This window comes from Pseudomonas sp. PS1(2021) (assembly GCF_020405165.1).
In the GTDB taxonomy this organism is placed as follows: domain Bacteria; phylum Pseudomonadota; class Gammaproteobacteria; order Pseudomonadales; family Pseudomonadaceae; genus Pseudomonas; species Pseudomonas aeruginosa.
In genome coordinates, this window is sequence record NZ_CP084484.1 from 845,876 (window position 1) to 872,738 (window position 26,863).

At 68.6% G+C, this 26,863-nt stretch carries 25 protein-coding genes; 15 read left to right on the forward strand and 10 right to left on the reverse strand.

The features are described from left to right. The first annotated feature begins 26 nt into the window (after positions 1-26). From cobG to LE197_RS04145, 13 genes are all read left to right on the forward strand, one after another. Positions 27-1,397: a precorrin-3B synthase gene (gene cobG / locus LE197_RS04085; protein WP_070747961.1), complete on the forward strand. Its 1,371-nt coding sequence runs from the start codon at positions 27-29 to the stop codon at positions 1,395-1,397. Then, entirely contained in the window at positions 1,394-2,020 is a 627-nt protein-coding gene (locus tag LE197_RS04090; protein WP_033976019.1) for a precorrin-8X methylmutase, read from the forward strand. Before cobG ends, LE197_RS04090 begins: the two co-directional genes overlap by 4 nt. Beyond that, entirely contained in the window at positions 2,017-2,769 is a 753-nt protein-coding gene (locus LE197_RS04095) for a precorrin-2 C(20)-methyltransferase (protein ID WP_061194903.1), read from the forward strand. The genes LE197_RS04090 and LE197_RS04095 overlap by 4 nt, the downstream gene beginning before the upstream one ends. Next, positions 2,762-4,441: a precorrin-3B C(17)-methyltransferase gene (cobJ, locus tag LE197_RS04100; RefSeq protein WP_039027668.1), complete on the forward strand. Its 1,680-nt coding sequence runs from the start codon at positions 2,762-2,764 to the stop codon at positions 4,439-4,441. The genes LE197_RS04095 and cobJ overlap by 8 nt, the downstream gene beginning before the upstream one ends. A gap of 69 nt (positions 4,442-4,510) precedes the next feature. Next, positions 4,511-5,359, forward strand: coding sequence for a substrate-binding periplasmic protein (locus tag LE197_RS04105; protein ID WP_003091009.1), 849 nt, complete (start codon positions 4,511-4,513; stop codon positions 5,357-5,359). Continuing rightward, complete coding sequence (locus LE197_RS04110) at positions 5,356-5,715, forward strand: DUF4398 domain-containing protein (protein ID WP_003091008.1); 360 nt, start codon at positions 5,356-5,358, stop codon at positions 5,713-5,715. The genes LE197_RS04105 and LE197_RS04110 overlap by 4 nt, the downstream gene beginning before the upstream one ends. Then, positions 5,715-6,524 carry an OmpA family protein gene (locus LE197_RS04115; RefSeq protein WP_003091007.1) on the forward strand — a complete coding sequence of 270 codons (810 nt, stop codon included), beginning with the start codon at positions 5,715-5,717 and terminating at the stop codon, positions 6,522-6,524. The genes LE197_RS04110 and LE197_RS04115 overlap by 1 nt, the downstream gene beginning before the upstream one ends. A 193-nt stretch (positions 6,525-6,717) precedes the next feature. Then, positions 6,718-7,356, forward strand: coding sequence for a response regulator transcription factor (locus tag LE197_RS04120; protein WP_003091005.1), 639 nt, complete (start codon positions 6,718-6,720; stop codon positions 7,354-7,356). A gap of 86 nt (positions 7,357-7,442) precedes the next feature. Continuing rightward, on the forward strand, positions 7,443-7,811 hold the full coding sequence (locus tag LE197_RS04125; RefSeq protein ID WP_121289860.1) for a hypothetical protein: 369 nt from the start codon (positions 7,443-7,445) through the stop codon (positions 7,809-7,811). A gap of 221 nt (positions 7,812-8,032) precedes the next feature. Further along, entirely contained in the window at positions 8,033-9,472 is a 1,440-nt protein-coding gene (locus tag LE197_RS04130) for a PLP-dependent aminotransferase family protein (RefSeq protein ID WP_003091003.1), read from the forward strand. 328 nt (positions 9,473-9,800) lie between these two features. Further along, on the forward strand, positions 9,801-10,385 hold the full coding sequence (gene sbrI / locus LE197_RS04135; protein ID WP_003119848.1) for an ECF family RNA polymerase sigma factor SbrI: 585 nt from the start codon (positions 9,801-9,803) through the stop codon (positions 10,383-10,385). Then, positions 10,382-11,146 carry an anti-sigma factor SbrR gene (sbrR, locus tag LE197_RS04140; RefSeq protein ID WP_033970356.1) on the forward strand — a complete coding sequence of 255 codons (765 nt, stop codon included), beginning with the start codon at positions 10,382-10,384 and terminating at the stop codon, positions 11,144-11,146. Before sbrI ends, sbrR begins: the two co-directional genes overlap by 4 nt. Before the next feature lie 345 nt (positions 11,147-11,491). Continuing rightward, positions 11,492-11,914, forward strand: coding sequence for a hypothetical protein (locus LE197_RS04145; protein ID WP_033970354.1), 423 nt, complete (start codon positions 11,492-11,494; stop codon positions 11,912-11,914). Positions 11,915-11,927: 13 nt separating this feature from the next. On the opposite strand, the gene LE197_RS04150 is transcribed toward LE197_RS04145, so the two are convergent. From LE197_RS04150 to LE197_RS04185, 8 genes are all read right to left on the reverse strand, one after another. Beyond that, positions 11,928-13,754, reverse strand: coding sequence for a long-chain-acyl-CoA synthetase (locus LE197_RS04150; RefSeq protein ID WP_003138713.1), 1,827 nt, complete (start codon positions 13,752-13,754; stop codon positions 11,928-11,930). 161 nt (positions 13,755-13,915) lie between these two features. After that, complete coding sequence (locus tag LE197_RS04155; RefSeq protein WP_003101741.1) at positions 13,916-14,740, reverse strand: SDR family oxidoreductase; 825 nt, start codon at positions 14,738-14,740, stop codon at positions 13,916-13,918. A 51-nt stretch (positions 14,741-14,791) separates the two neighbouring features. Further along, positions 14,792-16,777 carry a geranyl-CoA carboxylase subunit apha gene (atuF, locus tag LE197_RS04160; RefSeq protein WP_003160590.1) on the reverse strand — a complete coding sequence of 662 codons (1,986 nt, stop codon included), beginning with the start codon at positions 16,775-16,777 and terminating at the stop codon, positions 14,792-14,794. A gap of 45 nt (positions 16,778-16,822) precedes the next feature. After that, positions 16,823-17,617, reverse strand: coding sequence for an isohexenylglutaconyl-CoA hydratase (atuE, locus tag LE197_RS04165; protein WP_003090995.1), 795 nt, complete (start codon positions 17,615-17,617; stop codon positions 16,823-16,825). A gap of 20 nt (positions 17,618-17,637) precedes the next feature. Continuing rightward, entirely contained in the window at positions 17,638-18,798 is a 1,161-nt protein-coding gene (gene atuD, locus LE197_RS04170; protein WP_003101733.1) for a citronellyl-CoA dehydrogenase, read from the reverse strand. A gap of 116 nt (positions 18,799-18,914) precedes the next feature. Further along, on the reverse strand, positions 18,915-20,531 hold the full coding sequence (gene atuC / locus LE197_RS04175) for a geranyl-CoA carboxylase subunit beta (RefSeq protein ID WP_003114738.1): 1,617 nt from the start codon (positions 20,529-20,531) through the stop codon (positions 18,915-18,917). Position 20,532: 1 nt separating this feature from the next. After that, on the reverse strand, positions 20,533-21,411 hold the full coding sequence (locus LE197_RS04180) for an SDR family oxidoreductase (RefSeq protein ID WP_003090991.1): 879 nt from the start codon (positions 21,409-21,411) through the stop codon (positions 20,533-20,535). Positions 21,412-21,480: 69 nt separating this feature from the next. Next, positions 21,481-23,283, reverse strand: coding sequence for an acyclic terpene utilization AtuA family protein (locus tag LE197_RS04185; protein WP_003130781.1), 1,803 nt, complete (start codon positions 23,281-23,283; stop codon positions 21,481-21,483). 253 nt (positions 23,284-23,536) lie between these two features. On the opposite strand from LE197_RS04185, the gene atuR reads away from it, so the two are divergent. After that, entirely contained in the window at positions 23,537-24,160 is a 624-nt protein-coding gene (atuR, locus tag LE197_RS04190; RefSeq protein ID WP_003117641.1) for an atu genes transcriptional repressor AtuR, read from the forward strand. Here atuR and LE197_RS04195 read toward each other — a convergent pair whose 3' ends face one another. Together LE197_RS04195 and LE197_RS04200 are read right to left on the reverse strand one after the other, a co-directional pair. Further along, positions 24,161-24,925, reverse strand: a complete 765-nt coding sequence (locus LE197_RS04195) for a CPBP family intramembrane glutamic endopeptidase (RefSeq protein ID WP_003090986.1) — start codon at positions 24,923-24,925, stop codon at positions 24,161-24,163. A gap of 232 nt (positions 24,926-25,157) precedes the next feature. Next, complete coding sequence (locus LE197_RS04200; RefSeq protein ID WP_003090984.1) at positions 25,158-25,325, reverse strand: DUF2897 family protein; 168 nt, start codon at positions 25,323-25,325, stop codon at positions 25,158-25,160. A gap of 236 nt (positions 25,326-25,561) precedes the next feature. Here LE197_RS04200 and LE197_RS04205 point away from each other — a divergent pair, with 236 nt between their 5' ends. Beyond that, the gene (locus LE197_RS04205) at positions 25,562-26,863 is read left to right on the forward strand and encodes a sensor histidine kinase (RefSeq protein WP_003160587.1); all 1,302 of its coding nucleotides are present in this window, start codon (positions 25,562-25,564) and stop codon (positions 26,861-26,863) included.

The following is a 26,863-nucleotide window of genomic DNA, read 5'->3' on the forward strand; positions in this document are numbered from 1 at the left end:
CCGCGACGCCGATTCGAGTAGCGTTTTTGAACGACGACCAGACCCCGGCGCCCCTGCCCGTACCACGTCCGTCGCCCTGTCCCGGCCTGCTGCGTATCGTCCAGGCGCTGGACGGCGGCATCTGCCGCGTCAAGCTCGACGCCGGCCGCCTGGACGCCGCCCAGGCACGCGCCGTGGCGGCCGCGGCGCGGGATTGCGCCAGCGGCGTGATCGAGGCGACCAACCGTTCCAACCTGCAATTGCGCGGCGTCCGTCGCGGCGAGGAAGAGCGGCTTGTCCGCCGCCTGCTGGACGCCGGCCTCGGTCCCCGGCATGGGCCCCTGGCCGGCGCCGACGACGTGCGCAACCTGATGCTCAGCCCGGCCGCCGGGCTCGATCCGCACCTGTCGCTGGACGTACGCCCGCTGGCTGCTCGGCTGTTGCTGCGGCTCCAGGCGGACAGCCGCTACCACGCGCTGTCGGCCAAGTTCGCCATCCAGCTGGACGGTGGCGAAGACCTGGCGATGCTCGAGCATCCCCATGACATCTGGCTGTCGCCGATGCCCGCGGCGCCGACCGCGACGCTGGTCTTCGGACTCGCCGGCTGCCCGGCCCGCGACCGCCCCCTGGCGGCGTTGCCGGCGGAACGGGGCGAGTCCCTGGTGCTGGCGCTGCTCGACCTGTTCCTCGAACGCGCCCAGCCGCAACAGACGCGGATGCGCCACCTGTTGCAGGAGCTGGCCGGAGAACCCTTGCTGGAGGCCTTGCAGGCGCGCCTGGATTTCCCTCTGCGGCGTGACGAGCGGGTGGCGGCCTGGCGGCGTTCGCCGGGGCGTCCGTGGAGTCATCTCGGCGTCCAGCCGCAACGCCAGCCAGGCCTGGCGATGGTCGGCGCGGCGGCGCCGCTTGGCCGGCTCGACAGCGCTTGCCTGGAAGGCCTGGCCGAGCTGGTCGAACGCCATGGCGACGGCAGCCTGCGCCTGACCCCCTGGCAAGGCGTGCTCCTGCCGAACCTGGCGCACGTCGAGGCCCACCAGGCGCTGCTCGGCCTGCGCGGGCTCGGCCTGCTGACCGAGCCCGACGCGCCGTTGGCGCGGCTGATCGCCTGCAGCGGTTCCAGCGCCTGCGCCAAGGGCCTGGCCGACACCAAGGGCGACGCCTTGCGCCTGGCCGAACGCCTCGGCCCGCGCAGCGACCTGCCGCAACTGCACCTGTGCGGCTGCGAACGGTCCTGCGCCGCTGCTCACCGCGCGCCGCTCACCCTGCTGGCGCGCAGCGGCGGGTTCTACGACCTGTACCGGCACGACCCATGTCACCCCGGATTCGGCCAGTTGCTGGCCAGCCGCCTGACTTTCGCCACTGCCGCCGACTACCTGGCGGCCCTGCCTTCCCAGCCCACTTCCGGAAAACCCGCATGATTGACTACATCCGCGATGGCCAGGCGATCTATCGCCAGTCGTTCGCCACCATCCGCGCCGAAGCGAACCTCGCCGGCATCCCGGCCGACCTGGAAAAGCTCGCGGTCAGGGTGATCCACGCCTGCGGCATGATCGACGTGGTCGACGACCTGCGCTTCTCGCCGGGCGCCGGTGCCGCCGGCCGCGCCGCGCTGGCCGCCGGCGCGGCGATCCTCTGCGACGCGCGGATGGTCGCCGAAGGCGTGACCCGCTCGCGGCTGCCCGCCGCCAACCGGGTGATCTGCACCCTCAACGAAGCGGACGTGCCGGCGCTCGCCACGGAACTCGGCAATACCCGCTCGGCGGTGGCCCTGGAGCACTGGCGCGAGCACCTGGAGGGCAGCGTGGTGGTGATCGGCAACGCGCCGACCGCACTGTTCTACCTGCTGGAAATGCTCGACGCCGGCGCGCCGAAACCGGCGCTGATCCTGGGCTTCCCGGTCGGCTTCGTCGGTGCCGCGGAATCCAAGGAGATGCTCGCCGCCGATAGCCGCGGGGTGCCCTACGTGATCGTCCGCGGTCGCCGTGGCGGCAGCGCCATGGCCGCCGCGGCGGTGAACGCCCTGGCCACGGAGCGCGAATGATGAGTGTCGCGAAGGGCCGCCTGCTGGGCCTGGGCGTCGGGCCCGGCGATCCCGAACTGATCACCCTCAAGGCCCTGCGCCTGCTGCGTGCGGCGCCGGTGGTCGGCTATTTCGTGGCCAAGGGCAAGAAAGGCAACGCCTTCGGCATCATCGAGGCGCACCTGGACGAGGCCCAACTGCGCCTGCCGCTGGTCTATCCGGTGACCACCGAGAAGCTGGAGCCGCCGCTGTGCTACGAGACCATCATCAGCGATTTCTACGACACCGCCGCCGAGCAACTGGCCGCGCACCTGGATGCCGGCCGCGACGTGGCGGTGATCTGCGAGGGCGACCCGTTCTTCTACGGTTCCTACATGTACCTGCACGACCGCCTGGCGACGCGCTACGAAAGCGAGGTTGTGCCTGGCGTCTGCTCGATGCTCGGCGGCGCGGCGGTGCTCGGTGCGCCGCTGGTGTACCGCAACCAGAGCCTCTCGGTGCTCTCCGGAGTGCTGCCCGAGGAGGAGTTGCGCCGGCGCCTGGCGGATGCCGACGCGGCGGTGGTGATGAAGCTCGGACGCAATTTCGACAAGGTCCGCCGCGTGCTGGTCGAGCTTGGCCTCGAGCGCCGCGCGCTGTACGTCGAGCGGGCGACCATGGCCAACCAGCGGATCGTGCCGTTGGAACGGGTGGAGCCGATGGCGTCGCCGTACTTCTCGCTGATCGTCGTCCCCGGCGACAAGTGGCAGGGAGGGGCCGGCGGTGAGTGACGCCCAACTGGTTCCGGCCATCGTCATCCTCGGCCAGGGCGCGCTGGATACCGCGCGGCGGGTCCAGGCGCGCTATCCCGGAGCGCTGGTCCACGGGCTCGCCGGGCGGGTCGAGGCCGACCGTTCCTATACGGACTTCGGCGACACCCTGCGCGAACTGTATTGCGCCGGCCGCCCGATCGTCGCCCTGTGCGCCGCCGGCATCGTCATTCGCAGCCTGGCGCCGTTGTTGCAACGCAAGGGAGCGGAGCCGCCGGTGCTGGCCCTGGCCGAGGACGGCAGCGCGGTGGTGCCGCTGCTCGGCGGGCTGGCCGGGGTCAACCGGCTGGCGCGGGAAATCGGCGAGGTGCTGGCCGTGGCGCCGGCGATCACCACCAGCGGCGAGCTGCGCTTCGGCACCTGCGTGCTCAACCCGCCCGCCGGCTATGTCCTGGCCGACCTGGAGCAGGGCAAGCGCTTCGTTGCCGATTTGCTCGGTGGCCAGCCGGTGCGCGTCGAGGGTGCCGCCGGTTGGCTCGACGCGGCCCGTTTGCCGCGCGACCCGGAGGCAGCGCTGGCGATTCACGTGACGCCCTCGGCGCGTGCGCCGCGGGCCGAGGAACTGCTGATCCATCCGCGCTGCGTGCTGGCGGCGCTCGAACCTGCCGACGCGGCGGCCGACGCGGTGCGCCAGGCGCTGGCCGATGCCGGCCTGGCCGCGGCGGCGCTCGGCGGGTTGCTGGCCGACAGCGCGCGGATGGCCGATCCGCGCCTGCAGGCCGCCGCCGATGCGCTCGGCGTACCGCTGCGCTTCCTGGCGCAGGCCGATCCCGCTGCGCGCCTGCGCCAGGCCTTGCCCGCCGCCGAGCAGGTCGGCGACCGGCTGGCGGTGGCCGCCGCGCCCTTGGCGATGGACCGCATCGGCCAGCGTCGTGGCCGACTCACGGTGATCGGCCTGGGGCCCGGCTGCGCCGAGCTGATGGTGCCTGCGGCGCGGCGGGCACTGGACGAGGCCGAGGACATCCTCGGCTACCAGACCTACGTCGACATGGCAGGACCCTTCCGCGCCGGACAGGTGCTGCATGGCAGCGACAACCGCGAGGAATTGCAGCGCGCCCGGCATGCCTTCGAACTGGCGGCGACGGGCAGGGCGGTGGTGGTGGTATCGTCCGGCGACCCCGGCGTGTTCGCCATGGCCGCCGCGGTGCTGGAAGCCCTGCATGGCGCTGGCGAGCCGGCCTGGGACGCGGTCGAACTGCGGATCTTCCCTGGCGTCTCGGCGGCCCTGGCCACCGCGGCCAGGGCGGGGGCGCCACTGGGCCACGATTTCTGCCTGCTGTCGCTGTCCGACAACCTCAAGCCCTGGGAGGTGATCGAGCGGCGCCTCGACCTGGCCGGCGCCGCCGACCTGGCGATGGCTTTCTACAATCCGATCTCGCGGGCGCGGCCCTGGCAACTGGGACGGGCGCTGGAGATCGTCGCCCGCCATCGTTCGCCGCAGACCCTGGTGGTGCTCGGCCGCGACATCGGGCGGCCCGGCGAGCGCCTGCTGCGCACCACCCTGGGCGAGCTGCGTGCGGAGCAGGTGGACATGCGCACCCTGGTGATCATCGGCTCGTCCACCACCTGCAGCTTCCCGCGCGCCGACGGCGAAGCCTGGGTCTACACGCCGCGCTGGTACCCATCGGAATAGCGGGGCGGGAGCGCGCGCGGAAATGTGGCAGACTGCTGCGCGCATCCCTGTACCGCGGAGCCTGAATCCATGTCCTTTCGCTGTTCCCCGTGCCGCCTGGCCGGCATCCTGCTGGCGGCGCTGTTCGTTCCGGGGCTGGCCGCGGCGGCCGGCTCCTGCGAGCGCCTGGTGGCCACCGGCAACCCGGAATACCCACCCTACCTGTGGCGCGACCCGCAGGATCCGAAGCGCCTGATCGGAGCCAATGCCGACCTGTTGCAGCGCCTGGGCAAGGAGCTCGGCGTGCGCATCGACGTGCTCTACAGCGGCTCCTGGGAGAAGGCCCAGGAAGAGGTGACCAGCGGTCGCGCCGACCTGCTCGCCGGGGCCTACCTGACCCTGGCACGGCTCGGCAGCATGGACTATGTGCATCCGCCGTTCCTGATGACCAGCGGGGTGGTCTGGGTGAACAAGGACGCCGCGTTCCCGTTCATCGGCCGCGACGACCTGATCGGGCACAAGGGCAGCGTGCTGGCCGGCAGCAGCCTGGGCGAGGAGTTCGACCGCTTCGCCAAGGCCAGTCTCGACCTGAAGCCGGTGCCGAGCCTGACCCAGGGCTTGCAGGACCTGATGCTCAAGCGCAGCGAGTTCCTCCTCTACCAGGCGTTGCCCGGGCAGGCCCAGGTCGAGGCGCTGGGCATGGCCGACGACCTGGAAGCGCTGGAACCGGTGCTGAGCAGCGAGGGGCTGTACCTGACGCTGTCGCACAACTCCGCCTGCAACGATCCGTGGCTGCGCGGACAACTGGCGAAAAAGATGACAGAATTGTCGGCTGCCGGCGTTCCCGTAACGCTCTTGCAGGACAATCTCGAACGCTGGAAAGCCCAGCAATTGCCGGCTTCCGGCGCCAGCTCGACTACGCAGGAAAGTGACTTGTGAGCATTCGATGGATGATGGCCGCAGGCCTCGCCGCGCTGACCCTGAGCGGTTGTGCGAGCAACGACCCGGCTCCGCTGGAGCAGATGCGCCTGACCGAACAGGCGCTGGAGCAGGCCAAGGCGGTGGGTGCCACCGACGACGTGGCCGAGCTGAAACTGGCCCAGGACAAGTACGCTGCGGCGCAAATCGCAATGACCGCGGAGTCCTACAAGAAGGCTCGCCTGTTGGCCGAGCAGGCCGAACTGGACGCACGCCTCGCCGAGTCCAAGGTGCTGACGCAGAAGAGCAAGGACCAGCTCGGCGAGCTGGACAAGAGCCTGAAACGTCTGCGCAAGCAACTGGGGGAGACCGACTGATGCCGGGCAAAGCGACTCTCTTCGCCACCCTGCTGGCCTGTGCCGCGCTGGCTGGCTGCGCCGACCACAAGCTCAGCGAACAGTCGCTGGCCAAGGCGCAGAGCGAGTTCGACCAGGTCAAGGAAGATTCCGACGTGCTCCGCGCGGCGCCCAAGGATGTGATCCGTGCCGGCGAATCGCTGGCCCGCGCCGAACGCCTGTCCAGCTACTGGGGCAGCAGCAGCGACGTGATCCAGTATGCCTACCTGAGCCAGCGCTACAGCGAGATCGCTCGCCAGCACGCCTTGCTCAACCTCAACCAGGAGCGCCTGACCCGCCTGCAACTGGAGCGCGAGCGCCTGCAACTGGCCCTGCGCGAAGCCAAGCTGCTCAGCGTGCAGGAGCAGGGCCAGCGCCTGAGCGAGGAGATCGCCAGTCTCAGCACCGAGGAAACCGAGCGCGGCCTGGTGCTCACCCTTGGCGACGTGCTGTTCGACTTCAACCGCGCCGAACTCAAGCCGGCGGCCAACCGCACCGCGCTGAAGCTGGTGCAGTTCCTCCAGCTCAATCCGCGGCGGGTGATCCGCATCGAAGGCTATACCGACAGCGTCGGCGACAGGCAGGCCAACCTCGACCTGTCGCGCGAGCGCGCCCAGGCGGTGGCCGACGTGCTCGCCGATCTCGGCGTGGATCCCGCGCGCATGCAGGTGGTCGGCTACGGCGAAGCCTTCCCGGTCACCGACAACGCCTCCAACCGGGGGCGGGCGCAGAACCGCCGGGTGGAGATCGTCTTCTCCAACGACAAGGGCCAGCTCAGCGCGCCGCGCTGAGAACCGCGCCGCCGCAGGAAGCCCCGGTACCCCAAAGGGTCCGGGGCTTTTTTCGCCTGGCGAACCGGGCGGCGCCGGATTTCTCTGTCAGAACTTGCGCAAGAGCGGGCTATCATCGGGATCGAACTAGTTCGAGCGGCAATCCGTGCAGCATAAGCACCTTGTATTTCGTTATAACGAGTAGAGAGGCGCAATGAGTTCGAACGAAACCCTGCCGGGGTTGGTGATCGCCGATTCCTTCCCGGTCATGCAGTGGGCGCTGCAGCGCTACCTCAGCGAGGAGTGCGGACGCCAGGTGCTGGCGGTGGTCGGCGATAGCGACAGCCTGGTGGAGCGCCTGGCCGACCTGCCGCCGGAAAGCATCCTGATCACCGAGCTGGGCTTGCCGGGCCAGCGCAGCCGCGACGGTATCCACCTGGTGGAATGGCTGACCCGGCACTGCCCGCAAATGAAGGTGATGGTCTACTCGGTGTTCAGCGCGCCGTTGCTGGCCAAGGCGGTCCTGCGCAGCGGCGCCTCGGCCTACATCAGCAAGCGCAGCCCGCTGGAGACGCTGAAGGCGGCGCTGGAGTGCATGGCGCTCGGACAGACCTTCCTCGACCCCGGCCTGCACCCGCAGCGGCATACCGGCAAGCCGCTGAGCCCCACCGAGGTGGACATCCTCCGGCGCCTGGCGCGTGGCGACACGGTCAGCGAGATCGCCCAGCGGACCATGCGCAGCGTGTCGACCATCAGCACCCACAAGAAGAACGCGATGGTCAAGATAGGCCTCAACAGCGACGCCGAACTGATCGCCCTGGGCGTGATGAACTGGCTCCACGAACTCGCCTGACCGGGTTCGAAACATCTCGACCGCCAGTTGCGGAACAATCCTCGCCAGCCCCCCGGGAGCCATCCCGCCGCAGCCGAGGAATCCGCATGATCCGCCAGCCCCGCTTTGCCCGTTTCGTCCTGCCGTTGTTGCTGAGCCTGTGCCAGCCGTCCTTCGCCGCCGAACTCCGCGCGATTGCCGAAGCCCGTCGCCAGGAGCTCCTGCTGGAGGACTCGCCGGTGGCGTGCGGCGAGGCGGGCTGCACGGCGCGGGAAAGCCTCAGCCTGGTGGCGTTGCAGGTGCAGGCCCGGGTTCTGGTCACCCGCCTCGGCCGCGATGATTTTTCCCCGGCCGCCCGCCAGCCCGCCGCCGTCCCGGACTACCGCCTGTTCGGCGATCTCGGCCTGGCGCCAAGCCCCTTCGCCTGGCAAGCGTCGACCGGCGAGAGCGCGGCGGCGGACGCATTGCGTTTCTGACTTTCCCTATGGCCGCTCCCCAGGCGGCTCTTGGCGGACTGTTTCCCGCCCGTACCCGGCCGGTGGCGACCGACCGGGTTTTCTTTTTCTCGCGAACGCGCCGTCTCTGCGACCGACCCGTACAGTTTTGCGACTGTATGCCTGGTTGTCGGCCGAACTGTTCTGGAGCAGTTTCACGAATTGAGCTACTGTTTCGGTTCAATCGCCGAGGAAAACCCGCCATGACCAATCTGCTGCTTTACCAACGCATCGCCCAGCAGTTGGCCGAGGACATTCGCCGTGGCGTCTACCAGCCGGGCGAGCGGGTACCGTCGGTGCGCAAGCTCAGTACCCAGTTGAACGTCAGCCACGCCACCGTGCTGCAGGCCTACGCCACCCTCGAGGACCAGGGACTGATCCGCGCCCGTCCGCAATCCGGCTTCTACGTCCACCGCACCCCGGCGCTGACCGCGCCGACCCCGGATATCGCGCGGGTCGAGCGTCCCGGCCTGGTCACCCGCAGCAGCATCATCAACCAGGTGCTCGCCGAGTCCCGCCGCGAAGGGGTATTCCCGCTCGGCGCGGCGGTGCCGCACGTGGACTACCTGCCGGTGCGCGCCTTGCACCAGCAACTGGCCAAGGTCACCCGCTTCCAGAGCCCACGGGCGTTCAGCTACATGTTCAGCCCCGGTTTCGAGCCGCTGCGGCGGCAGGTGGCGATCCGCATGCGCGACGCCGGCGTGGTGGTCGACCCGTCGCAGGTGACCATCACCCACGGCTGCGTGGATGCGATCCATATGGCCCTGCGGGTGCTGACCCGTCCCGGCGACCTGATCGCCACCGAGTCGCCGAGCTACTACGGCCTGTTGCAACTGGCCGACGTGCTGGGCCTGAAGGTCATCGAGATCCCCAGCGACCCGCGCACCGGGATCAGCCTTGAAGCGCTGCAACTGGCGGCCAACCAGTGGTCGATCAAGGCCTTGGTGCTGACCGCGCGGCTGAGCAATCCCTTCGGCGGGACGATTCCCGAGGATCGCCAGAAGCAACTGCTGAAACTGACCGCCGAGCACAACATCGGGGTGGTCGAGGACGACATCTACGGCGAACTGATGTTCGACCAGGGCCAGGCGCGCTCGCTCAAGTCCCATGATCGCGATGGCCGGGTGATCTACTGCTCGAGTTTCTCCAAGACCATTTCCCCCGGCGTACGCATCGGCTGGATCATCGCCGAGCGATACCAGGAGGAGATCCGTCGCCTGCAGACCTTCACCACCCATTCGGCCTGCACCGTGACCCAGATGGGCGTCGCCGCCTACCTGGAGAACGGCGGCTACGACCGTCACCTGCGCTACATCCGCCAGGAGTACCGGAAGAACATGACCGCCTACCAGCTGGCGGTGCAGCAGTATTTCCCGGAAGGTACGCAGATGACCCGGCCCAAGGGCGGCTTCATTCTCTGGGTCAGCCTGCCGGCCAAGGTCAACACCAAGGAACTCCATGTGCGAGCCCTGGAGCAGGGCATCAGCATCGCCCCGGGGCTGATCTTCAGCAACACCGAGCAGTTCAACAACTGCCTGCGGCTGACCTGCGGGATTCCCTGGAACCGCGAGGCGGAGCGGGCGATCATGACCCTCGGCATGCTTGCCGGGCAGCTGTGCCAGGAAGGCCTGATCGCCGCCTGAGCGCGAGGCGCTCCCTTGGCTGAGGGGCGCCTCGCGACAGTCCGCGAAGAATTTTCCCGGGGTTTAACCCGAATCCACCGACAGCTTCGTCTCAGCGGGTATCTCCGCTGCACGATGAGGTCGTCTCGATGTTTTTCCCGGCTTCCATCCGGACCGGCACTTTCGCCGAACTGTCCGACGCTGGAAAATGTCTACCGATAGCCGCTCCGGCCGCGCTTCTGGCGACGGCCCGGGCGTTTCGTGGCGACGCCGATGCGCGCCGCGAAGGATGTGGCCGATGAGCCTGCTCTCGGTCGCCTTTGACACAGGACAGGAGTCGACCAGCGGCATGCATGCCTCCACCAGCGCCACGACGGCCGCCGGCAGCGACGAAACGCTGCTGGCGCGTTACCGCAAGGGCGACAGTGCGGCCTTCGAGGTGCTCTACCAGCGCCACCGGCAAGGTCTCTATCGTTTTCTCTGCGGCCTGGCCGGACAGACCGAACTGGCCGACGAGATCTACCAGGAAACCTGGCTCAGCCTGATCCGCAGCGAGAGCCAGCCGCAGGGCCGGGCGAGCTTCCGCACCTGGCTCTACCAGATCGCCCGCAACCGCCTGATCGATCATTGGCGCAAGCATGGCCAGCGCCAGCCGTTGCAGGACAGCTACGACGAACAGTTGCACGCGCAACCCGACCAGGGCGCCGGCCCCGAGCAGCAGCTCAGCCTGAGCCGCGACGGCGAGCGCTTGCAGAGCGCGCTGGAGACCCTGCCCGAGGAGCAGCGCGAGGTATTCCTGATGCGCGCCCACGGCGAACTGGAACTGGCCGAGATCGCCACGCTCACCCAGTCGCCGCTGGAGACGGTGAAGAGCCGTTTCCGCTACGCGGTGCAGAAGCTGCGCCGGCTGCTGGCCGAGGAGGTGGCGGTATGAACCCACAGAAGCATTCCGCGAGCGTCGCCGAAGAGCAGATGCTGGCGCATTTCCGCGCCCATACGCCGCAGCAGCCGGTGCCGGCGCTGGACCAGGCGATACTCGCCGCTGCGCGTCGCCAGGCGGCGCATGTCGAACCCGCCCGCTCCTGGTGGCGGCGCTGGCTGGAAGCCTCCCGCAGGCCGCGTTGGCAGGCGGCCTTCGCCAGCCTGCTGGGCGTGGCGCTGGTGCTGGGGCTGGTCAGCCACAATGTGCTGGACGACGCCGAGCGCCCGGCTCCTCCCGAAGTGGCGTTCAGCGATGTGCCCCTGCGCGACGGAGTCACCGGGGCCGCCACGGCGAAGCGGGCCATGCGCGCGCCGGCGGCGCCGGCTCCGCTGTCCAGCGAGATGTCGGAGCCCCCGGCCTTGCTGGCCAGCTACGCATCGTCCGGGGAGGCGCCGCAACTGATGGCCGAGGCCGCGCCGCCGGCTCCGGCTGCCCTGGCCGACCGACCGCCGGCCCAGGCTGCGCAGCAGGCGAAGGTCCAGGCGGAGCTGGCCGGCGACTTCGTCGCCCAGGCCAGGGGCAAGGCGGTTGCGGTGAAGCCGGAGGTGCTCGACGAGGCGCTCGGGGCGGTCCTTGCCCTGCGTGAGCAGGGCAAGACGGAGCAGGCCGCGACCCAATTGGCCGAGCTGCAGAAACGCTTCCCCGGAGAGAACCTGCTGGAACGACTGGAACGCCTCGCGACGATAGCCGCGAGCGCCCGGAAACAGCCGTGACGACCATGGCCCGCGACGCCGCGATGGCGTCGCGGGCTGACATCAAGCGGTTATCCGTGCATGACAGGTTAGACATGGTGCGAACAACCGAGAGAGTGCCAGGATGACGATAGTGACCCCTTGCCTTGGTTGCAGTCTGCCGTCAGCATTGCCGCAATTGGCCATACCTGCGTGACTATGAAACGTCTTTGCCGAATTTGCGTCGTTGTTCTTTTCGGTTGCTTCCTGGCGGCCTGTGATGACGGTTCCAAGGCACCGGAAAAGAAAGCCCCGGAAGCACCGCCGCAGGAGCAGCGCGCCCCTGCCAGGCCAGTGAAGCCTGCACGAGCGGAGCCAGCGCCTGCCGTGCCTGCCGCGCCGAAAGCCGCTGCGAAGAAGGTCGCGCCAGCCGCGGAGCAGGTTGCCGAACCCAAGCCGCCGGCCAAGCCGAAGTCTGCGGCTACGCCGCCGAAGCCGGCCAGCAGGCCGGTCGCCAAGGACAAGCCGGCGCCGGCGAGGCGCGCTTCCACCGCCCGTCTCGATCCCGAGGTGCGCAAGCCGCTGCCGAGCGCGAAGCTGGACCTGCGCCTGCCGAAGGAACTGGTACAGGAGATGGCCCCGCCCGGCACGGAAGAGACTCACAAGCCCAAGCCGCTGTTGCCGCCGATGTTCGAGGAAAAAGACGACAGCGACTTCCGCCTCAACGGCCAGTTGCTCTATCGCGACCGCGAACTGGGCGTGTCGCGGCCCCTGGAAGGGGCCGAGTTGCAGTTCGAGTTCCGCCAGTAGGCCGCCCCGGTGCTCAGAAGCGGTAGCGCTGCTCCTGCAACGCCTGGTACAGCTCCGCGTCCAGCGGCTGGTAGCCGGCGCTGCCGGGCAACCTGACGAAGAGTTTGTCGCTGACCCGCGCGGGATCGTAGGCGTCGCGCTTGAGGTCGGTCTTCTTGTACTTGAAGGTACCGGTGGTCTCGACTTCGCGCAGCAGGCGCAGGAACACCGGCGTGGCATAGGCCGGCAACTCGCGGTCGAGGTGCGCGGCGAGGGCGTCGCGGTCCAGTTCGACGCCATCGGCCAGGCGCAGCGCGGCCATCCCGCAGCGGCCGTTGGTGCCGGGAATCTCCACGCCGTAGACCACCGCATCCTCGACCCCGTCGAAGGCGCCGAGGGCGTTTTCCACCTCGGTGGTGGAAACGTTCTCGCCCTTCCAGCGGAAGGTGTCGCCGAGACGGTCGACGAACTGGGTGTGCTTGAAACCGATATCGCGCATCAGGTCGCCGGTGTTGAACCAGGCGTCGCCCTTCTTGAACACGTCGCGGAGGATCACCGCTTCGCTCTTGGCCGGATCGGTGTAGCCGTCGAACGGCCACTTCGCACTGATCTCGCTGATCAGCAGGCCGACCTCGCCCTTGCCGACCTTCTCCATGAAGCCCTTGGCGTCGCGCACCGGGCGGTCGTTCTCCAGGTCGTAGCGGACGATGGCGTAGGTGGCTGGGGAGAAGCCCACCGTATTGTCGAAATTGAATACGTTGGTGAAGCCGATGTTGCCTTCGCTGGAAGCGTAGAACTCGGTGATCCGCTGGATCTCGAAGCGTTGCTTGAACTCGGCCCAGATCGACGGGCGCAGGCCGTTGCCGATCATGCAGGTCAGGCTATTGCCGCGTTCCTCGGCGCACGGCGGCTGGTTCAGCAGGTAGCGGCAGAGCTCGCCGATGTAGCCGAAGCAGGTCGCCCGGTAGTGTTGTACGTCCTTCCAGAAACCGCTGGCGGAGAACTTGCGGCGCAGGGCCATGGCCGCGCCGCCGGCGAGCGCCGCGCTCCAGCAGACGGTCACGGCGTTGTTGTGGTAGCAGGGCAGGGTCAGGTAGAGCACGTCGTCGCGGCCCAGGCCCAGGCCGGAATGGCCGAAGCCGCCGTAGGCCTTGATCCACTTGCCGTGGCTCATGATCGAGGCTTTCGGCAGGCCGGTGGTGCCGGAGGTGTAGATGTAGAAGCAGGAGTCCTTGAGCCGCACCCTGCCGGTATCCTCGAGGTTCTCCGAGGTCTGCCCCTGGGCCAGGCGCATCAGGTTGCGCCAGCCCATCGGCGGCGAGCCGGGATCGCCGAGGGTGTCGCCGTCATCGACCCAGTAGCAATGGCCGGCGTTGCCGAGCACCTCCTGACGGACTTCCTCGAACACCTCCCGCAACTCTTCGCCGACCACGAAGTGGCCGGGCTTCACCAGGTTCAGGCTGTGCACCAGGACCTTGCCGCGCTGGGTGGTGTTGACCAGTGCGCCGATGGCGCCGAGCTTGGCCAGGGCGGCGAGGATCGCCAGCAGCTCGACGCGGTTCTCCAGCATCACCGCGACCACGCTGCCGTGGCCTACGCCCTCGGCCTTGAAGGCGCGCGCCAGGCGATTGGCCCAGCCGTTGAACAGGGCGTAGCTGATCCGCCGCTGGCCGTCGAGCACCGCCGGGTTGTCCGGGTACAGGCGTGCCGCGCGCTCCAGCGCCCAGCCCAGGGACAGGCTCTTCTCGCGGTTACGGATCGCGGTGTAGTACAGGCCGCGCAGCATGCGCGGCACGCGGCCGAAGGTGGCAGGCAGGCGGGCAACGAAACGGTTGAAAGTGATCAGGTCGGCGTGGGTCATGGCTCTCGCGCTTGTCGTTGTTGTGCGGGGCGTAGGACGCTCCCGCGACTCTAGACCGCAGCCGCCGCCTCGGCTATGACCGTTGCGCGGTCGCCCCGGGGCACTTCGGCAAATAGCCCGGAAGCCCGCCGCAGAGCGCCGCGCGCCTTTCGTCGGAGACCTCAGTCGAGGAACAGGTCGGGCACCAGCGCGCCACCCTCCGGGTCGTAGCGGTACTGTTCGAAATCGCTCTGGCCGCGCTCGCGCAGCAATTCCTCGTCGACCAGCAGGCGCCCGCTGAGGCTGCGCCCCTCGCTGGTGAGAATGGCGTGCGCGGCGTCGGCCATGATCGCCGGGGTGCGCGCACGGCGGAAGGCGTCACGGCTGCCCAGCTCGAACTCGATGGCGGCGGTGGCGATCATGGTCTTCGGCCACAGCGCGTTGACGCTGATGGCGTATTTCCCGAACTCCTCGTGCATCCCCAGGGTAAGCATGCTCATGCCGTACTTGGTGACCGTGTAGGGGCCGTGCTGGGCGAACCACCTGCCGGCCAGGTTGATCGGTGGCGACAGGCTGAGGATGTGGCCGTTGGCACTCCTGCGCAGGTAGGGCAGGGCGGCCTGGCTGCAGACCAGCACTGCGCGGGTGTTGATCTGGTACATCAGGTCGAAGCGCTTGGGCTCCAGCTTCTCCACCCCGACCAGGCGGATCGCCCCGGCGTTGTTGACCAGCGCGTCGATCCCGCCGAAGCGTTCGGCGGCGCGGGCCATGGCCGCCGCCACGGCCTGCTCGTCGCGCACGTCGAGTTGCAGCGGCAGGGCCTGGCCGCCGGCGGCCTCGACCTCGGCGGCGACGCTGAAGATGGTGCCTTCCAGCTTCGGATGCGGCTCGGCGCTCTTCGCCGCGATCACCAGGTTGGCGCCATCGCGCGCGGCGCGCAGGGCTATCTCCCGGCCGATGCCGCGGCTGGCGCCGGTGATGAACAGGGTCTTGCCGTGCAGTGACATGGGCGTCTCCGTTTTCTTGTCGTTGTCGTTGCGGATGAGCGGCGGGTTGTCTCAGGCGTCGGCTTCCACCTCGACCAGCACCTGCCGGTTGCGCACCTGCTCGCCACGGCCGACCTGGACGCGGCGGACCACGCCGTCGACTCCGGCCTTCAGCGGGTGTTCCATCTTCATTGCCTCCAGCACCAGCAGCAGTTGGCCCTTGCCGACCCGTTCGCCCTCGCCGACCAGCACCTCGACGATGGCGCCGTCCATCGGCGCCTTGAGCGTGCCGGAACTGGCGCCGACCTGGGCGCTGGCGCCGGCGTGGGTGACGTCGAGCAGTTCGAGGTTGCCGCCGTGGCCGTATAGCCAGAGGCGCCCGCCGTCCAGGTGGTAGGCGTGGCGGCGGCGAATGCCGTCGAGTTCGGCGCTGGCCCAGCGTCCGTCGCAGTCGAGCAGGCGCACGGCGATCTCGCGTCGCTCCAGGCGCGCCAGCAGTCGCGGCCGGCGACCGCTTTCGAGGACGTCCAGGCCGATCTCCAGGCGCTGTTCGGCGTGCTTCAGGACGATCTTCCACGGTGCCCCGGCGGCGCTGCGCCAGCCGGCCAGGCCGGGCTGGTGCGCACTGGCCTCGGCGCCGGCCTGGTAGAGCAGGGCGGCGGCCAGGGCCAGTTCCTCGGCGCCCGGCTGGCGCGGTTGCAGGCTGGGGTCTTCGGCGAAGCGTTCGCCGATGAAGGCGGTGGTCGCCTCGCCGGCGGCGAAGTCCGGATGCGCCAGGAGGTTGGCGAGGAACCGCTGGTTGCCGTCGACCCCCAGCAGCACGCAGCGCTCCAGCGCGCGGATCAGCTTGCGCCGGGCTTCGTCGCGGGTCGCCCCGTAGGCGATCAGCTTGGCCAGCATCGGGTCGTAGAAGGGCGTCACCGCCTGCCCCTCGACCAGGCCATGGTCGATGCGTACGCCGGGCAGCAGTTCCGGGTCCCAGCGCAGCACCGTGCCGGTCTGCGGCAGGAAGCCGCGACCGGCGTCCTCGGCGTAGAGGCGGACCTCGATGGCATGCCCGCGCAGTTCCACCTGTTCCTGCCGCAGCGGCAGCGGATGGCCCTCGGCGACGCGGATCTGCCAGGCCACCAGGTCCTGGCCGGTGACCAGTTCGGTGACCGGGTGTTCGACCTGCAGGCGGGTATTCATCTCCAGGAAGTAGAAGCGGCCATCCTCGCCGAGAAGAAACTCGACGGTGCCGGCGCCCACGTAGTTGACCGAAGCCGCGGCCTTCACCGCCGCCTCGCCCATGGCGCGACGCAGGTCGGCATCGAGCACCGGGCAGGGGGCTTCCTCGATGACCTTCTGGTGGCGGCGCTGCACCGAGCAGTCGCGTTCGCCGAGGTAGAGCAGGTTGCCGTGGCGGTCGCCGAACACCTGGATCTCCACATGGCGCGGGCGCAGCACGGCCTTCTCCAGGATCAGTTCGGCGCTGCCGAAGGCGCCCAGCGCTTCCGAGCGTGCGGTGCGCAACTGCTCCAGCAGTTGGTCGGGTTCCTCCACCAGGCGCATGCCGCGGCCGCCGCCGCCGGCGCTGGCCTTGATCATCAGTGGGTAGCCGATGCGTTCGGCCTCGCGCCGCAGGGTCGCGTCGTCCTGTTCGGCGCCTTCGTAGCCGGGGATGCACGGCACCCCGGCGGCGAGCATGGCGATCTTCGACAGGCGCTTGCTGCCCATCAGGTGGATGGCTTCCGCATCCGGGCCGATGAAGACGATCCCGGCGGCTTCGCAGGCACGGGCGAACTCGGCGTTCTCGGAGAGGAAGCCGTAGCCGGGGTGGATCGCCTCGGCGCCGCTGCGACGGGCGGCGTCGAGGATCGCCTCGAGGTTCAGGTAGGACTGCGCCACCGCTGCCGGGCCGATGCACACGGCCTCGTCGGCCAGTTGCACATGGCGGGCGTCGGCGTCCGCCTCGCTGTACACGGCGACGCTGCGGTAGCCCAGTTCATGGGCGGTGCGCAGCACCCGGCAGGCGATTTCACCGCGGTTGGCGACGAGGATCTTGTTGAAGCTGGGCATGTCGTTCGGCTCCTGGAGGCTGTTGCCCTGTTTCGCGGTCGTGGCTCACTGGGCCCAGACCGGCTTGCGTTTCTGTACGAAGGCCAGGGTGCCTTCGCTGCCTTCGGCGCCGCCCACCGCTTCGGCGAACTGGCGCGCCGCATCGTCCAGCAGGGCGCCGAGTTCGCCGCTTTCGCTGGCCAGCAGCAGGGCCTTGGTGGCGGCGTTGGCGTTCGGCGCGCAGCGGCGCAGTTGCTCGAGGGTTTCCTCCAGGCGCTGTTCGAGGGCATCGGCGTCGGCCTCGCAGAAATGCACCAGGCCCAGGCGCAGCGCCTCGCGGCCGTCGAAGCGGGCGGCGGTGAGGGCCAGGCGGCGGGCCTGGGTCAGGCCGATGCGGCGGACCACGAAAGGCGCGATCTGCGCCGGGAGAATGCCGAGGCTGGTTTCCGGCAGGCCGAACTGCGCATCGGCGGCGGCGATCGCTACGTCCGACACGCAGGCCAGGCCGAAACCGCCGCCGAGCACCGCGCCTTCCACCAGCGCCACCAGCAGTTGCGGGGCGGCCTGGGCTTCCTCCAGCAGGCTGCCGAAGGCGCGGTTCAGCGTGCGGTAGGCTTCCGCCCCGGCGGCGCGGGCACCGGCCATGTCCTTGATGTCGCCGCCGGCGCAGAAGTGCCCGTCGGCGCCGCGCAGCACCAGCGCCCGCACGCTACGGTCGTCGCGCACGGCGGCGAGCACCGCGCGCAGTTCGCCGACCATCGCCAGGCTCATGGCGTTGCGGCTTTGCGGGCGGTTCAGGGTGATCCGCAGGACGCCCTCGACGGGTTCCAGCAGCAGGGTCTCGCAATGCGGCAGGCTCATGCCGGTTTCCTCCTGGAACGTCAGCCTTTCTTCTTGCCCGGCAGGATGCCCATCAGCTTGCAGATGATGCCGAGCATGATCTCGTCGGCACCGCCGCCGATGGATACCAGGCGGGTGTCGCGGTAGGCGCGGGAGACCGGGTTGTCCCACATGAAGCCCATGCCGCCCCAGTACTGCAGGCAGGCGTCGCTGACCTCGCGGCCGAGGCGGCCGGCCTTGAGCTTGGCCATGGAAGCCAGGCGCGTCACGTCCCTGCCTTTCACGTACAGCTCGGTGGCCTGGTAGACCAGGGCGCGCAGCGCCTCGACCTCGGTCATCATCTCGGCCATGCGGAAGTGGATGACCTGGTTGTCGATCAGCGGCTGGCCGAAGGTCCTGCGCTCCTTGCAATACTCGATGGTGACGTCGATGCAGTGCTCCAGGCCCTTGATCATGTTGGCCGCGCCGAACAGCCGTTCTTCCTGGAACTGCAGCATCTGCATCATGAAGCCGGCGCCTTCCGCGCCGATGCGGTTGCGCTGCGGTACGCGGACGTTATCGAAGAACACCTGGGCGGTCTCCGAACTGCGCATGCCGAGCTTGTCCAGGTGCGGGCTGAGGGTAATGCCCGGGGTCTTCATCGGGACCACGATCAGCGACTTGTTGACGTGCGGCTTGTCGTCGGAGGTATTGGCGAGCAGGCACATGAAGTCGGCCGACGGCGAGTTGGTGATCCACATCTTGCTGCCGTTGATCACATAGTCGTCGCCGTCCTTGCGCGCGGTGGTCTTCAGGCCGGCGACGTCGGAGCCGGCGCCGACCTCGGAGACGCCGATGCAGCCGACCATCTCGCCGGCGATGGCCGGGCGGAGGAACTCCTCGCGCAACTCGTCGGAACCGAAGCGGGCCAGGGCCGGGGTGCACATGTCGGTCTGCACGCCGATGGCCATCGGGATGCCGCCGCAGGTGATGCTGCCGAATTCCTCGGCGGCGACGATCGAGTAGCTGTAGTCCAGGCCCATGCCGCCGAACTTCTCCGGCTTGGAGATGCCCAGCAGGCCGAGTTCGCCGGCCTTGCGGAAGATCTCATGGATCGGGAAGCGGCCGTCCTTTTCCCACTGGTCGACGTTGGGGTTGATTTCCCGCTCGACGAAGCTGCGAACGGTGCGGCGGAGTTCCTCGTGTTCCTGGGTGAAGATCATGGGTTGTCTTTCCTCCTGGGCATCATTGTTTTCCGGCAGGATCCGCTTGCTCTCTCCCAACCCTCTTCCTTCAGGGAGAGCGGGGAGAGGGGCTGTCGCCGGCTCGCCTGTTTCAGTCAGAACCTCGCGACCCCGAAGCTGTTGCCCTTCAGCGGCCGCGCCTCGGCTTCCGCGCAGATATCCAGCAGGTAGCCGAGCAGCCTGCGGCTGTCGCGCGGGTCGACCAGGCCGTCGTCCCACAGGCTGGCGGTGCCGTAGAGCGCGGTGGACTGGCTGTCGAGCTTCTGCGCGGTGACGGTTTCCAGCATCTCGAGCATCTTCGGATCGGCTTCCTTGCCTTCCTTGGCGTGTTTCTCCTCGGTGACGATGCGCAGCACCTTGCCGGCCTGGGCACCGCCCATCACCGCGGTGCGACTGTTCGGCCAGGCGAAGATGAAGCGCGGGTCGAGGCCGCGTCCGCACATCGCGTAGTTGCCGGCGCCGTAGGAGCCGCCGACCACCAGGGTCAGCTTGGGCACGCGGGCGTTGGCCACCGCCTGGATCATCTTCGAGCCGTGCTTGATCACGCCCTGGCGCTCCGACTCGGTGCCGACCATGAAGCCGGTGGTGTTGTGCAGGAACAGCAGCGGCGTGTTGCTCTGTTCGCAGAGCTGGATGAACTGCGCCGCCTTGGCCGCGCCCTGCGGGGTGATCGGTCCGTTGTTGCCGATCAGGCCGCAGGCGTGGCCCTCGATGCGCAGGTGGCCGCAGACGGTCTGGCCGTCGAACTCGTTCTTGAAGTCGAGGAACTCGGAGCCGTCGGCGATGCGCGCGACGATCTCGCGGACGTCGTAGGGCTTCTTCGGGTCGGCCGGAACCACCCCGAGCAGCTCCTCCACCGGGTACAGCGGTTCACGCCAGGAACGCGCCGGGCGCGCCGGCAGTTGTGCGTTCCACGGCAACATGCCGACGATCTCGCGGGCCAGGCGCACGCCGTCGGCGTCGTTTTCCGCCAGGTATTCCGCGGTGCCGGCGACCTGCGCGTGCAGTTCGGCTCCGCCGAGCTCCTCGTCGCTGGCGATCTCGCCGGTGGCGGCCTTGAGCAACGGCGGCCCGGCGAGGAACATCTTGGCCTTGCCGCGCACCACCACCACGTAGTCCGACAGCCCCGGCTGGTAGGCACCGCCGGCGGTGCTGGAACCATGCACCACGGTGACCTGGGGAATGCCCATGGCGGAGATCCGCGCCTGGTTGGCGAAGCCGCGCGCACCTTCGACGAAGATCTCCGCCGCGTAGTTGAGGTTGGCGCCACCGCTTTCGGTGAGGGTCACCACCGGCAGCTTGTTCTCCATGGCGATCTGCTGCAGGCGCAGGGTCTTCTTCAGCCCGGTCGGGGAGATGGTGCCGCCCTTGATCGCGCTGTTGCTGGCACTGACCAGGCAGCGCACCCCGGCGATGTAGCCGATCCCGGCGATGATCCCGCCGCCGGCCTGGGTGCCGTCCTTGTCGTCGTGCAGCTTGTAGCCGGCCAGCGAGGACAGTTCGAGGAACGGCGCGCCCGGGTCGAGCAGCAGCGCCAGGCGTTCGCGCGGCAGCAGCTGGCCGCGTTTCTCGAACTTCGGCCTGGCCTCGGCGGCCTTGTCCAGGACCTTCTGCTCCAACTCGCGGAAGCCGGCCACGGCGGCGAGCATGGCCTCGCGGTTGCGGGCGAAGTCCTCGCCGTTGACGTCGAGTTCCGACTGGATCGCGGGCATGTCAGTCCTCCTGGTCCTTCAGTACGTCGGGCAGGTAGGCGCGGTGGAAGCCGTTATACGCGCGGCTCTGTCCCGGCTTGCCCTTGAATAGCGGGAAGGCGCGGCTGCCCTGGCTGGCGGCGCCGTCGATGCGGATCGTGTTGCCGCTGACGAAGGCGGCGCCGGGGGAGAGCAGGAAGACGATGGCGGCGGCGACTTCCGACTCGCTGCCGATGCGCTTGAGCGGCACGTGCTCGCGCAGGGTCGGGATCACCGCCTTGAACGCGCCTTCGTAGGTATCCATGCCGCTGGACGCGATCCAGCCCGGCGCCACCGCGTTGACCCGCACGCCGGCATGGCCCCACTCGACGGCGGCGGTCCTGGTGAAATTCTCCATGCCCGAGCGTGCGGCGCCGGAGTGACCCATGCCGGGCATGCCGCCCCACATGTCGGCGAGCATGTTGACGATGCTGCCGCCGGTCTTGCTCATCGACTGGTTGAACACTTCGCGGGCGACCAGGAAGCCGCCGACCAGGTTGGTGCGGAGCACGGTCTCGAAGCCCTTCTGGCTGATCGAGGCGAGGGGCGAGGGATACTGGCCGCCGGCGTTGTTGACGAGGTGATGGATGGTCCCGCGTTCGGCCAGGATATTCGCCACCAGCGTCTTCACCGCTTCCTCCTCGCGGATGTCGCAGGCGTGCCAACTGACGCTGCCGCCGTCCTCGACGATCTCGCCGGCGGTCTTCTCCAGCTTTTCCGCCTTGCGTCCGACCAGCACCACGTGGGCGCCGAGGGCCGCCAGCTCGTGGGCGGTGCAGCGGCCGATGCCGCTGCCGCCGCCGGTGACGATGATGGTCTGGCCGTCGAACAGGCCAGGTCGGAAGATCGAGTCGTAGCTCATTGTTCTGGTGACTCCGATGAATCCCGTAGAGGGGCAGCGGAACGCCGCATTCGCCGTTCCTGGTTGTGGTTATCTGCCTTGCGTTTCCAGCGCGTCGGCGAGCGCCTGCGGCACCGCCACCGGGAACTCCAGCAACTGCTGGGCAAAGGCCTTGCCCTGCGGGTCGATGCGCAGGCTGGCGACGCCGCCGCCGCCGAGGGCGTTCTCCAGCAGGAAGTTCAGGCTGTGGCTGCCCGGCAGGTACCAGCGGCCGACCCGGCCGGTCTGCGGGTCGAGCACATGCTGCATCCAGTCCACCACCGCGCCTTCCTCCAGCGCCTCGGCGATCCACGGCAGGTACTCCGGGCGCCGCGCCATGACCCCGATGTTGCTGTGGTTGCCTTTGTCGCCGGAGCGCGCCACCGCTAGCTTCACCAGCGGCACGCTGGCGCTGGCGGGCTGCTCCGGGCGTGGCGGCTGGCGCGCCTCGGCCAATCGTGCCGGGTCGAAGGCTTCGAGGACCGGCAGTTCCAGCGGATGGCGCTGGCCGTCGATCTCTACGCTCAACGCGCATTGCGCCTTGTCGATCAGGAAAGAGAACAGGCGGATCACCGGATACACCGTCGGCCGGCCGCCGACGATGCCGGTCAGGCCGGGCGCCATCCCGGTGGCGGCCTGGGCGATCTCGCGGGAGAACAGCACCAGGGCTTCCTTGCGCGGATGCCGGACGGCCAGCTTGACCACCACTTCGCGGCTGTCCTGCCGTCGCCCATGGGGACCATAGGTGGCTTCGCTGCCGAGCAGTTCGACATTGACCTCGCGGTAGGGCTCCCAGCCGCGCTCGGCGAAGATTTCCTCGGTCCTGGCGATGATCGCCTGGCTGACCCGCTCGGCCTTCTTCAGCGCATCGATGCCGGCGATCAGGCAACTGGCGGTGCAGCGGAAACCGTCCGGATAGGTGGCGCTGACCTTGTACCGGTCGGTGGGCGGCAGGCCGCGCGCGCCTTCCACCGCGACCCGGTCGGGTCCGACCTGGCGCAGGCGCACCTCGGTGAAGTCGCAGACCACGTCGGGCAGCAGGTAGGCGCGTGGGTCGCCGATCTCGTAGAGCATCTGTTCGCCGACGCTCAGTTCGCTGACCAGGCCACCGGTGCCGGGCGCCTTGGTCACCACGAAGCGCCCGTCGGCCTCGACCTCGACGATGGGGAAACCGATGTGCTCATAGTCCGGCACCTGCTCCCAGTCGGTGAAATTGCCGCCGGTGCATTGCGCGCCGCATTCGACGATGTGCCCGGCGAGGGCTGCCTGGGCCAGTCGGTCGTAGTCGTCCCAGGCCCAGCCGAACTCGTGCACCAGGGCGGCGCTGACCACCGCGCTGTCGACCACCCGGCCGGTGATCACGATATCCGCGCCCAGGCGCAGGGCCTCGACGATGCCCGGCGCGCCGAGGTAGGCGTTGAGCGAGACGCACATCGGTGGGAAAGGCGCGTCGCTGAACATCTCGCGGATGCCGGCCTTGGCCAGTTCGGCCTGGCGCGCTTGCAGGTTGTCGCCATGGAGCACGGCGATCTTCAGCTGCACCCCGGCCTTCTCGCAGGCCGCGGCGAGGGCGGCGGCACAGGCCTGCGGATTGATCCCGCCAGCGTTGCTGATGACGCGGATCTTCTTCTCGGCGATCTCGCCCAGCAGTGGTGCGAGGACCTCGACGAAGTCGGTGGCGTAGCCGGCGTCCGGCTGTTTCAGGCGGGCGCCGGCCATGATCGACATGGTGATCTCGGCCAGGTAGTCGAACACCAGGTAGTCCAGCGGCGCGCCGCGCACCAACTGGGCGGCCGCGGTGCAGGTGTCGCCCCAGAAGGCCGAGGCGCAGCCGATGCGTACGGTCTTTTGCATTGTTCTTGACCCGTGACGGCGGAAGTGTGGGGCGACATTACCAAGCAAGCGCTTGGTTGAGAAGGGGGCAGAAACAAATCCGTTCTCGGCTGTTACCCAAGCGCTTGCTCGGTCGTCTTCGCAGGCATACATTTCATGAATGCCGACAAGCACTTGCGGGGCAATCCCGAGGCCGGTCGGCAAATACGGAGCGGCCGGGCGCGCGGATGAGCGGCACCGAGCCGCCGACGATCCGGAAAAGGGGTACTCAGCGTTGGACGATCAGAAAGCCCGGGAAGTGATGCTGGAGCTGGTGGCTACCGGACAGCTCACCGATCCGGAAAGCGCCCGCGGCAAGCTGCTGCAGACCGCCGCCCACCTGTTCCGCAGCAAAGGCTACGAACGCACCACGGTGCGCGACCTGGCCAGCGCGGTGGGCATCCAGTCGGGCAGCATCTTCCATCACTTCAAGAGCAAGGACGAGATCCTGCGCTCGGTGATGGAAGAGACCATCCTCTACAACACCGCCCTGATGCGCGCCGCCCTGGCCGACGCCGAGGACCTGCGCGAGCGGGTGCTGGGACTGATCCGCTGCGAGCTGCAATCGATCATGGGCGGTACCGGCGAGGCGATGGCGGTGCTGGTCTACGAGTGGCGCTCGCTGTCCGCCGAAGGCCAGGCGTACATCCTCGGCCTGCGCGACATCTACGAGCAGATGTGGCTGGACGTGCTGGGGGAGGCGCGGCTGGCCGGCTACTGCCAGGGCGATCCGTTCATCCTGCGGCGCTTCCTCACCGGCGCGCTGTCCTGGACCACCACCTGGTTCCGTCCGGAAGGACCGATGAGTCTCGATCAGCTCGCCGAGGAGGCCCTGGCGCTGGTGATCAAGGACGCCTGATCACTCGGAGATCAGGCGGAACGGGTAGCTCAGCAGGAGGAAGTGCAGGGTGTTGATCGAGGCGTGCAGCAGCACCGCCAGGGACAGCCGCCCGCTGAAGTGCAGGACCATGCCGTAGCCCAGCCCGGCGATCCCGGCCAGCAGCGCGTACACCGGGTTCACCAGCAGGTGCAGCGCGGCGTAGGCGAGGGTCGCGACGATGATTCCCGGCCAGGCGCCGAACCAGCGGATCAACTGGCTTTGCAGCAGGCCGCGGAAGAACGCCTCCTCGGCCAGCGAGACCACCCCGACGTTCAGTACCAGCCACCACCAGAAGGCATCCGGCCACTTCGGCTGCCAGCTCGCGGCATTGGTCATGATCGACAGCAGCGGCACCACGAAGAAGGTCAGGCAGAAGGCCAGCGCGGTGATATCCAGCGACACCAGCGGCTGCTTCGGCCGGCGTAGCCACCAGGCGAGCAGGGTAAGGGCGACCAGGGCCTTGTCCCAGGGCAGCCAGATCATCTGGATCGGCGGGCTGGCGCTGGCAAGGTCCCAGGGGAACAGGCGCAGGGGAATGAAGCCGGGCAGGTAGTGGATGGCGATCAGGGCGCTGGCGGCGAGGCTCACCGGCCACCAGAGCAGGGTCGGCAGCCAGCGCTCGGCGTAGGTCACCCAGATGATGTAGAGCAGGACGATGACCGCCGTCAGCAGCGCGATGTGCCCGGTGAAGAAGCCCCCGAGCAGGAACAGAATGGGTAGAAGCGGTATCAGACGCCCGAGCATGCAGCCTCCCGTTTAAAGGAGGGATTCTAAAGGCATTTCGACCCGCGGATGGGAAAAGCGCAAGGAACGAACCTTCTGCCAGAGGGAAACACACGGGGAACGAACCCCAGGTTGCGCAGGAAAAACCACGCGCGGCCCGCATGACTCCGCCCCGCGAGCCTTCGCCTCGCCGGTTTTTCGCCCGCCGGGGTTTTCCTACGAGACCTAGTGACCCGCCGGCAGGCCAATAGGTTCAGCGGTCCTTCGCCTCCTGCGCGTCCAGCTCGGCGTTGCGTTCATGGATGCGTTTGAGCTGTTCCTCGCTCAACGGCAGCTTCTTCGCCGAGTCGCGTAGCAGCAGGAGTCCGCCGACGATGGAGCCCAGGGCGAGGACGATGATCAACCAGGCGTACCAGGGCATGTTGTTCTCCCTCATCGATATGAATGTTCACCATACGCCGGGTTTGCCTTTCTGTCAGACAACGCTCCGGCGCGAGGCCCTGTGGTTGAGACTCCCGGCGGCGCTCGGAAGTTGCGGGCGGAGAAAACGCTGAGCCTGGCCGGCGTGATGCCTGTCACATGTTGGCAATCTGAGATTGCTTAACTGGCGGGTATCCCTTCATTGCCCCGTCCGGGCCTGCCAGCGAGAGGTTGCCGATGTCTCCGAGCGCGTTGTCCCGTCTGTTGCGCCCGGTGGAACCCCTGACTCCGGCGATGAGCATCAGCGACGTCGCCGACCGCCTGCTGATGCCGGAGCACCGTGCCTTCCTCTCGCTGCCGGTGGTCGACGACGAGCGCCGGGTCCTCGGCCTAGTCAGCCGCTACACCCTCCAGGACATCTTCATGCAGCGTTTCGGCCGCGACCTCTGGGGCCGCCATCCGGTGCGCGACGTCATGAACCGGGCGCCCCTCAGCGTCTCCCTCGGCGCCAGCCTGGAGGAGGCGGCGCAGCAGGTCACCGGTCGCCTGCAGTATCCGATCACCGAGGACTTCGCCCTGGTCGACGAAGAGGGCCGCTACCGTGGCCTGGGCACCGTACTCGACCTGCTGAAGGCCATGGAGGCGCGCATCGCCCAGCGCAACCGGGTGCTGCGCAAAGCGCTGGTGGACCTCAAGGAGTCCCAGGCGCAACTGGTGCAGTCGGAAAAGATGGCTTCGCTCGGGCAGATGGTGGCCGGGGTCGCACACGAGCTGAACACGCCGCTCGGCTACGTCGGCAACAACCTGGCGCTGCTGGAGGAGCTGAGCGATCCCTTGTTGCGCCTGGCCGATGCCCAGGCGGCGCTGGTCGACTGCCTGGGCGACCCGCAGTGCGACGAAGCGCGCCTGGCGCAGGCGCTGCAGGCGGCCGACGCGGTGCGCCGCGAAGCCGCCGTCGAACAGTTGCGCGAGGACCTGCGGCAATTGTTCGTCGATACCCGCTACGGCCTCGGCCAGATCGGCGAGCTGGTTTCCGGGCTCAAGGACTTCGCCCGCCTGGACCGCGCCTTCAGCGAGGAGGTCGACCTCAACGACTGCGTGCGCAACGCCGTGCTGATCGCCCGCACCGCCATCAAGGACAAGGCCGAGATCAGCAGCCAGCTCGGCGAGCTGCCGCTTATCGCCTGCGCGCCGTCGCAGATCAACCAGGTGCTGCTGAACCTGCTGACCAACGCCGCGCAGGCCATGGAGCGTTTCGGCCGCATCCTGCTGAAGAGCTGGGCCGACGAGCGCCAGGTGTTCCTCTCCGTGCAGGACAACGGCAAGGGCATGCCCGCCGAGGTCCTCGGCCGGATCTTCGACCCGTTCTTCACCACCAAGCCGGTGGGGCAGGGCACCGGGCTCGGCCTGTCGATCAGCTACAAGATCATCCAGCAACATGGCGGGACCATCCGCGTGGCCTCCGAACCGGGCCGCGGAACCCGCTTCCTCATCAGCCTGCCGCGAGAGCAGGCCCGCGAACTGAAACGGAGCGCCTGA

Coding starts and splice junctions, on each gene's coding strand:
- LE197_RS04150 (WP_003138713.1), bottom strand. CDS start 13,754: ATGACCCACGCCGACCTGATCACTTTCAACCGTTTCGTTGCCCGCCTG.
- atuE (WP_003090995.1), bottom strand. CDS start 17,617: ATGAGCCTGCCGCATTGCGAGACCCTGCTGCTGGAACCCGTCGAGGGC.
- sbrI (WP_003119848.1), top strand. CDS start 9,801: ATGCATGCCTCCACCAGCGCCACGACGGCCGCCGGCAGCGACGAAACG.
- LE197_RS04200 (WP_003090984.1), bottom strand. CDS start 25,325: ATGCCCTGGTACGCCTGGTTGATCATCGTCCTCGCCCTGGGCTCCATC.
- LE197_RS04180 (WP_003090991.1), bottom strand. CDS start 21,411: ATGAGCTACGACTCGATCTTCCGACCTGGCCTGTTCGACGGCCAGACC.
- atuF (WP_003160590.1), bottom strand. CDS start 16,777: ATGCCCAGCTTCAACAAGATCCTCGTCGCCAACCGCGGTGAAATCGCC.
- atuC (WP_003114738.1), bottom strand. CDS start 20,531: ATGCCCGCGATCCAGTCGGAACTCGACGTCAACGGCGAGGACTTCGCC.
- LE197_RS04205 (WP_003160587.1), top strand. CDS start 25,562: ATGTCTCCGAGCGCGTTGTCCCGTCTGTTGCGCCCGGTGGAACCCCTG.
- LE197_RS04115 (WP_003091007.1), top strand. CDS start 5,715: ATGCCGGGCAAAGCGACTCTCTTCGCCACCCTGCTGGCCTGTGCCGCG.
- LE197_RS04090 (WP_033976019.1), top strand. CDS start 1,394: ATGATTGACTACATCCGCGATGGCCAGGCGATCTATCGCCAGTCGTTC.
- LE197_RS04095 (WP_061194903.1), top strand. CDS start 2,017: ATGATGAGTGTCGCGAAGGGCCGCCTGCTGGGCCTGGGCGTCGGGCCC.
- LE197_RS04195 (WP_003090986.1), bottom strand. CDS start 24,925: ATGCTCGGGCGTCTGATACCGCTTCTACCCATTCTGTTCCTGCTCGGG.
- sbrR (WP_033970356.1), top strand. CDS start 10,382: ATGAACCCACAGAAGCATTCCGCGAGCGTCGCCGAAGAGCAGATGCTG.
- LE197_RS04185 (WP_003130781.1), bottom strand. CDS start 23,283: ATGCAAAAGACCGTACGCATCGGCTGCGCCTCGGCCTTCTGGGGCGAC.
- LE197_RS04155 (WP_003101741.1), bottom strand. CDS start 14,740: ATGTCACTGCACGGCAAGACCCTGTTCATCACCGGCGCCAGCCGCGGC.
- LE197_RS04105 (WP_003091009.1), top strand. CDS start 4,511: ATGTCCTTTCGCTGTTCCCCGTGCCGCCTGGCCGGCATCCTGCTGGCG.
- LE197_RS04120 (WP_003091005.1), top strand. CDS start 6,718: ATGAGTTCGAACGAAACCCTGCCGGGGTTGGTGATCGCCGATTCCTTC.
- atuD (WP_003101733.1), bottom strand. CDS start 18,798: ATGATCTTCACCCAGGAACACGAGGAACTCCGCCGCACCGTTCGCAGC.
- LE197_RS04125 (WP_121289860.1), top strand. CDS start 7,443: ATGATCCGCCAGCCCCGCTTTGCCCGTTTCGTCCTGCCGTTGTTGCTG.
- LE197_RS04130 (WP_003091003.1), top strand. CDS start 8,033: ATGACCAATCTGCTGCTTTACCAACGCATCGCCCAGCAGTTGGCCGAG.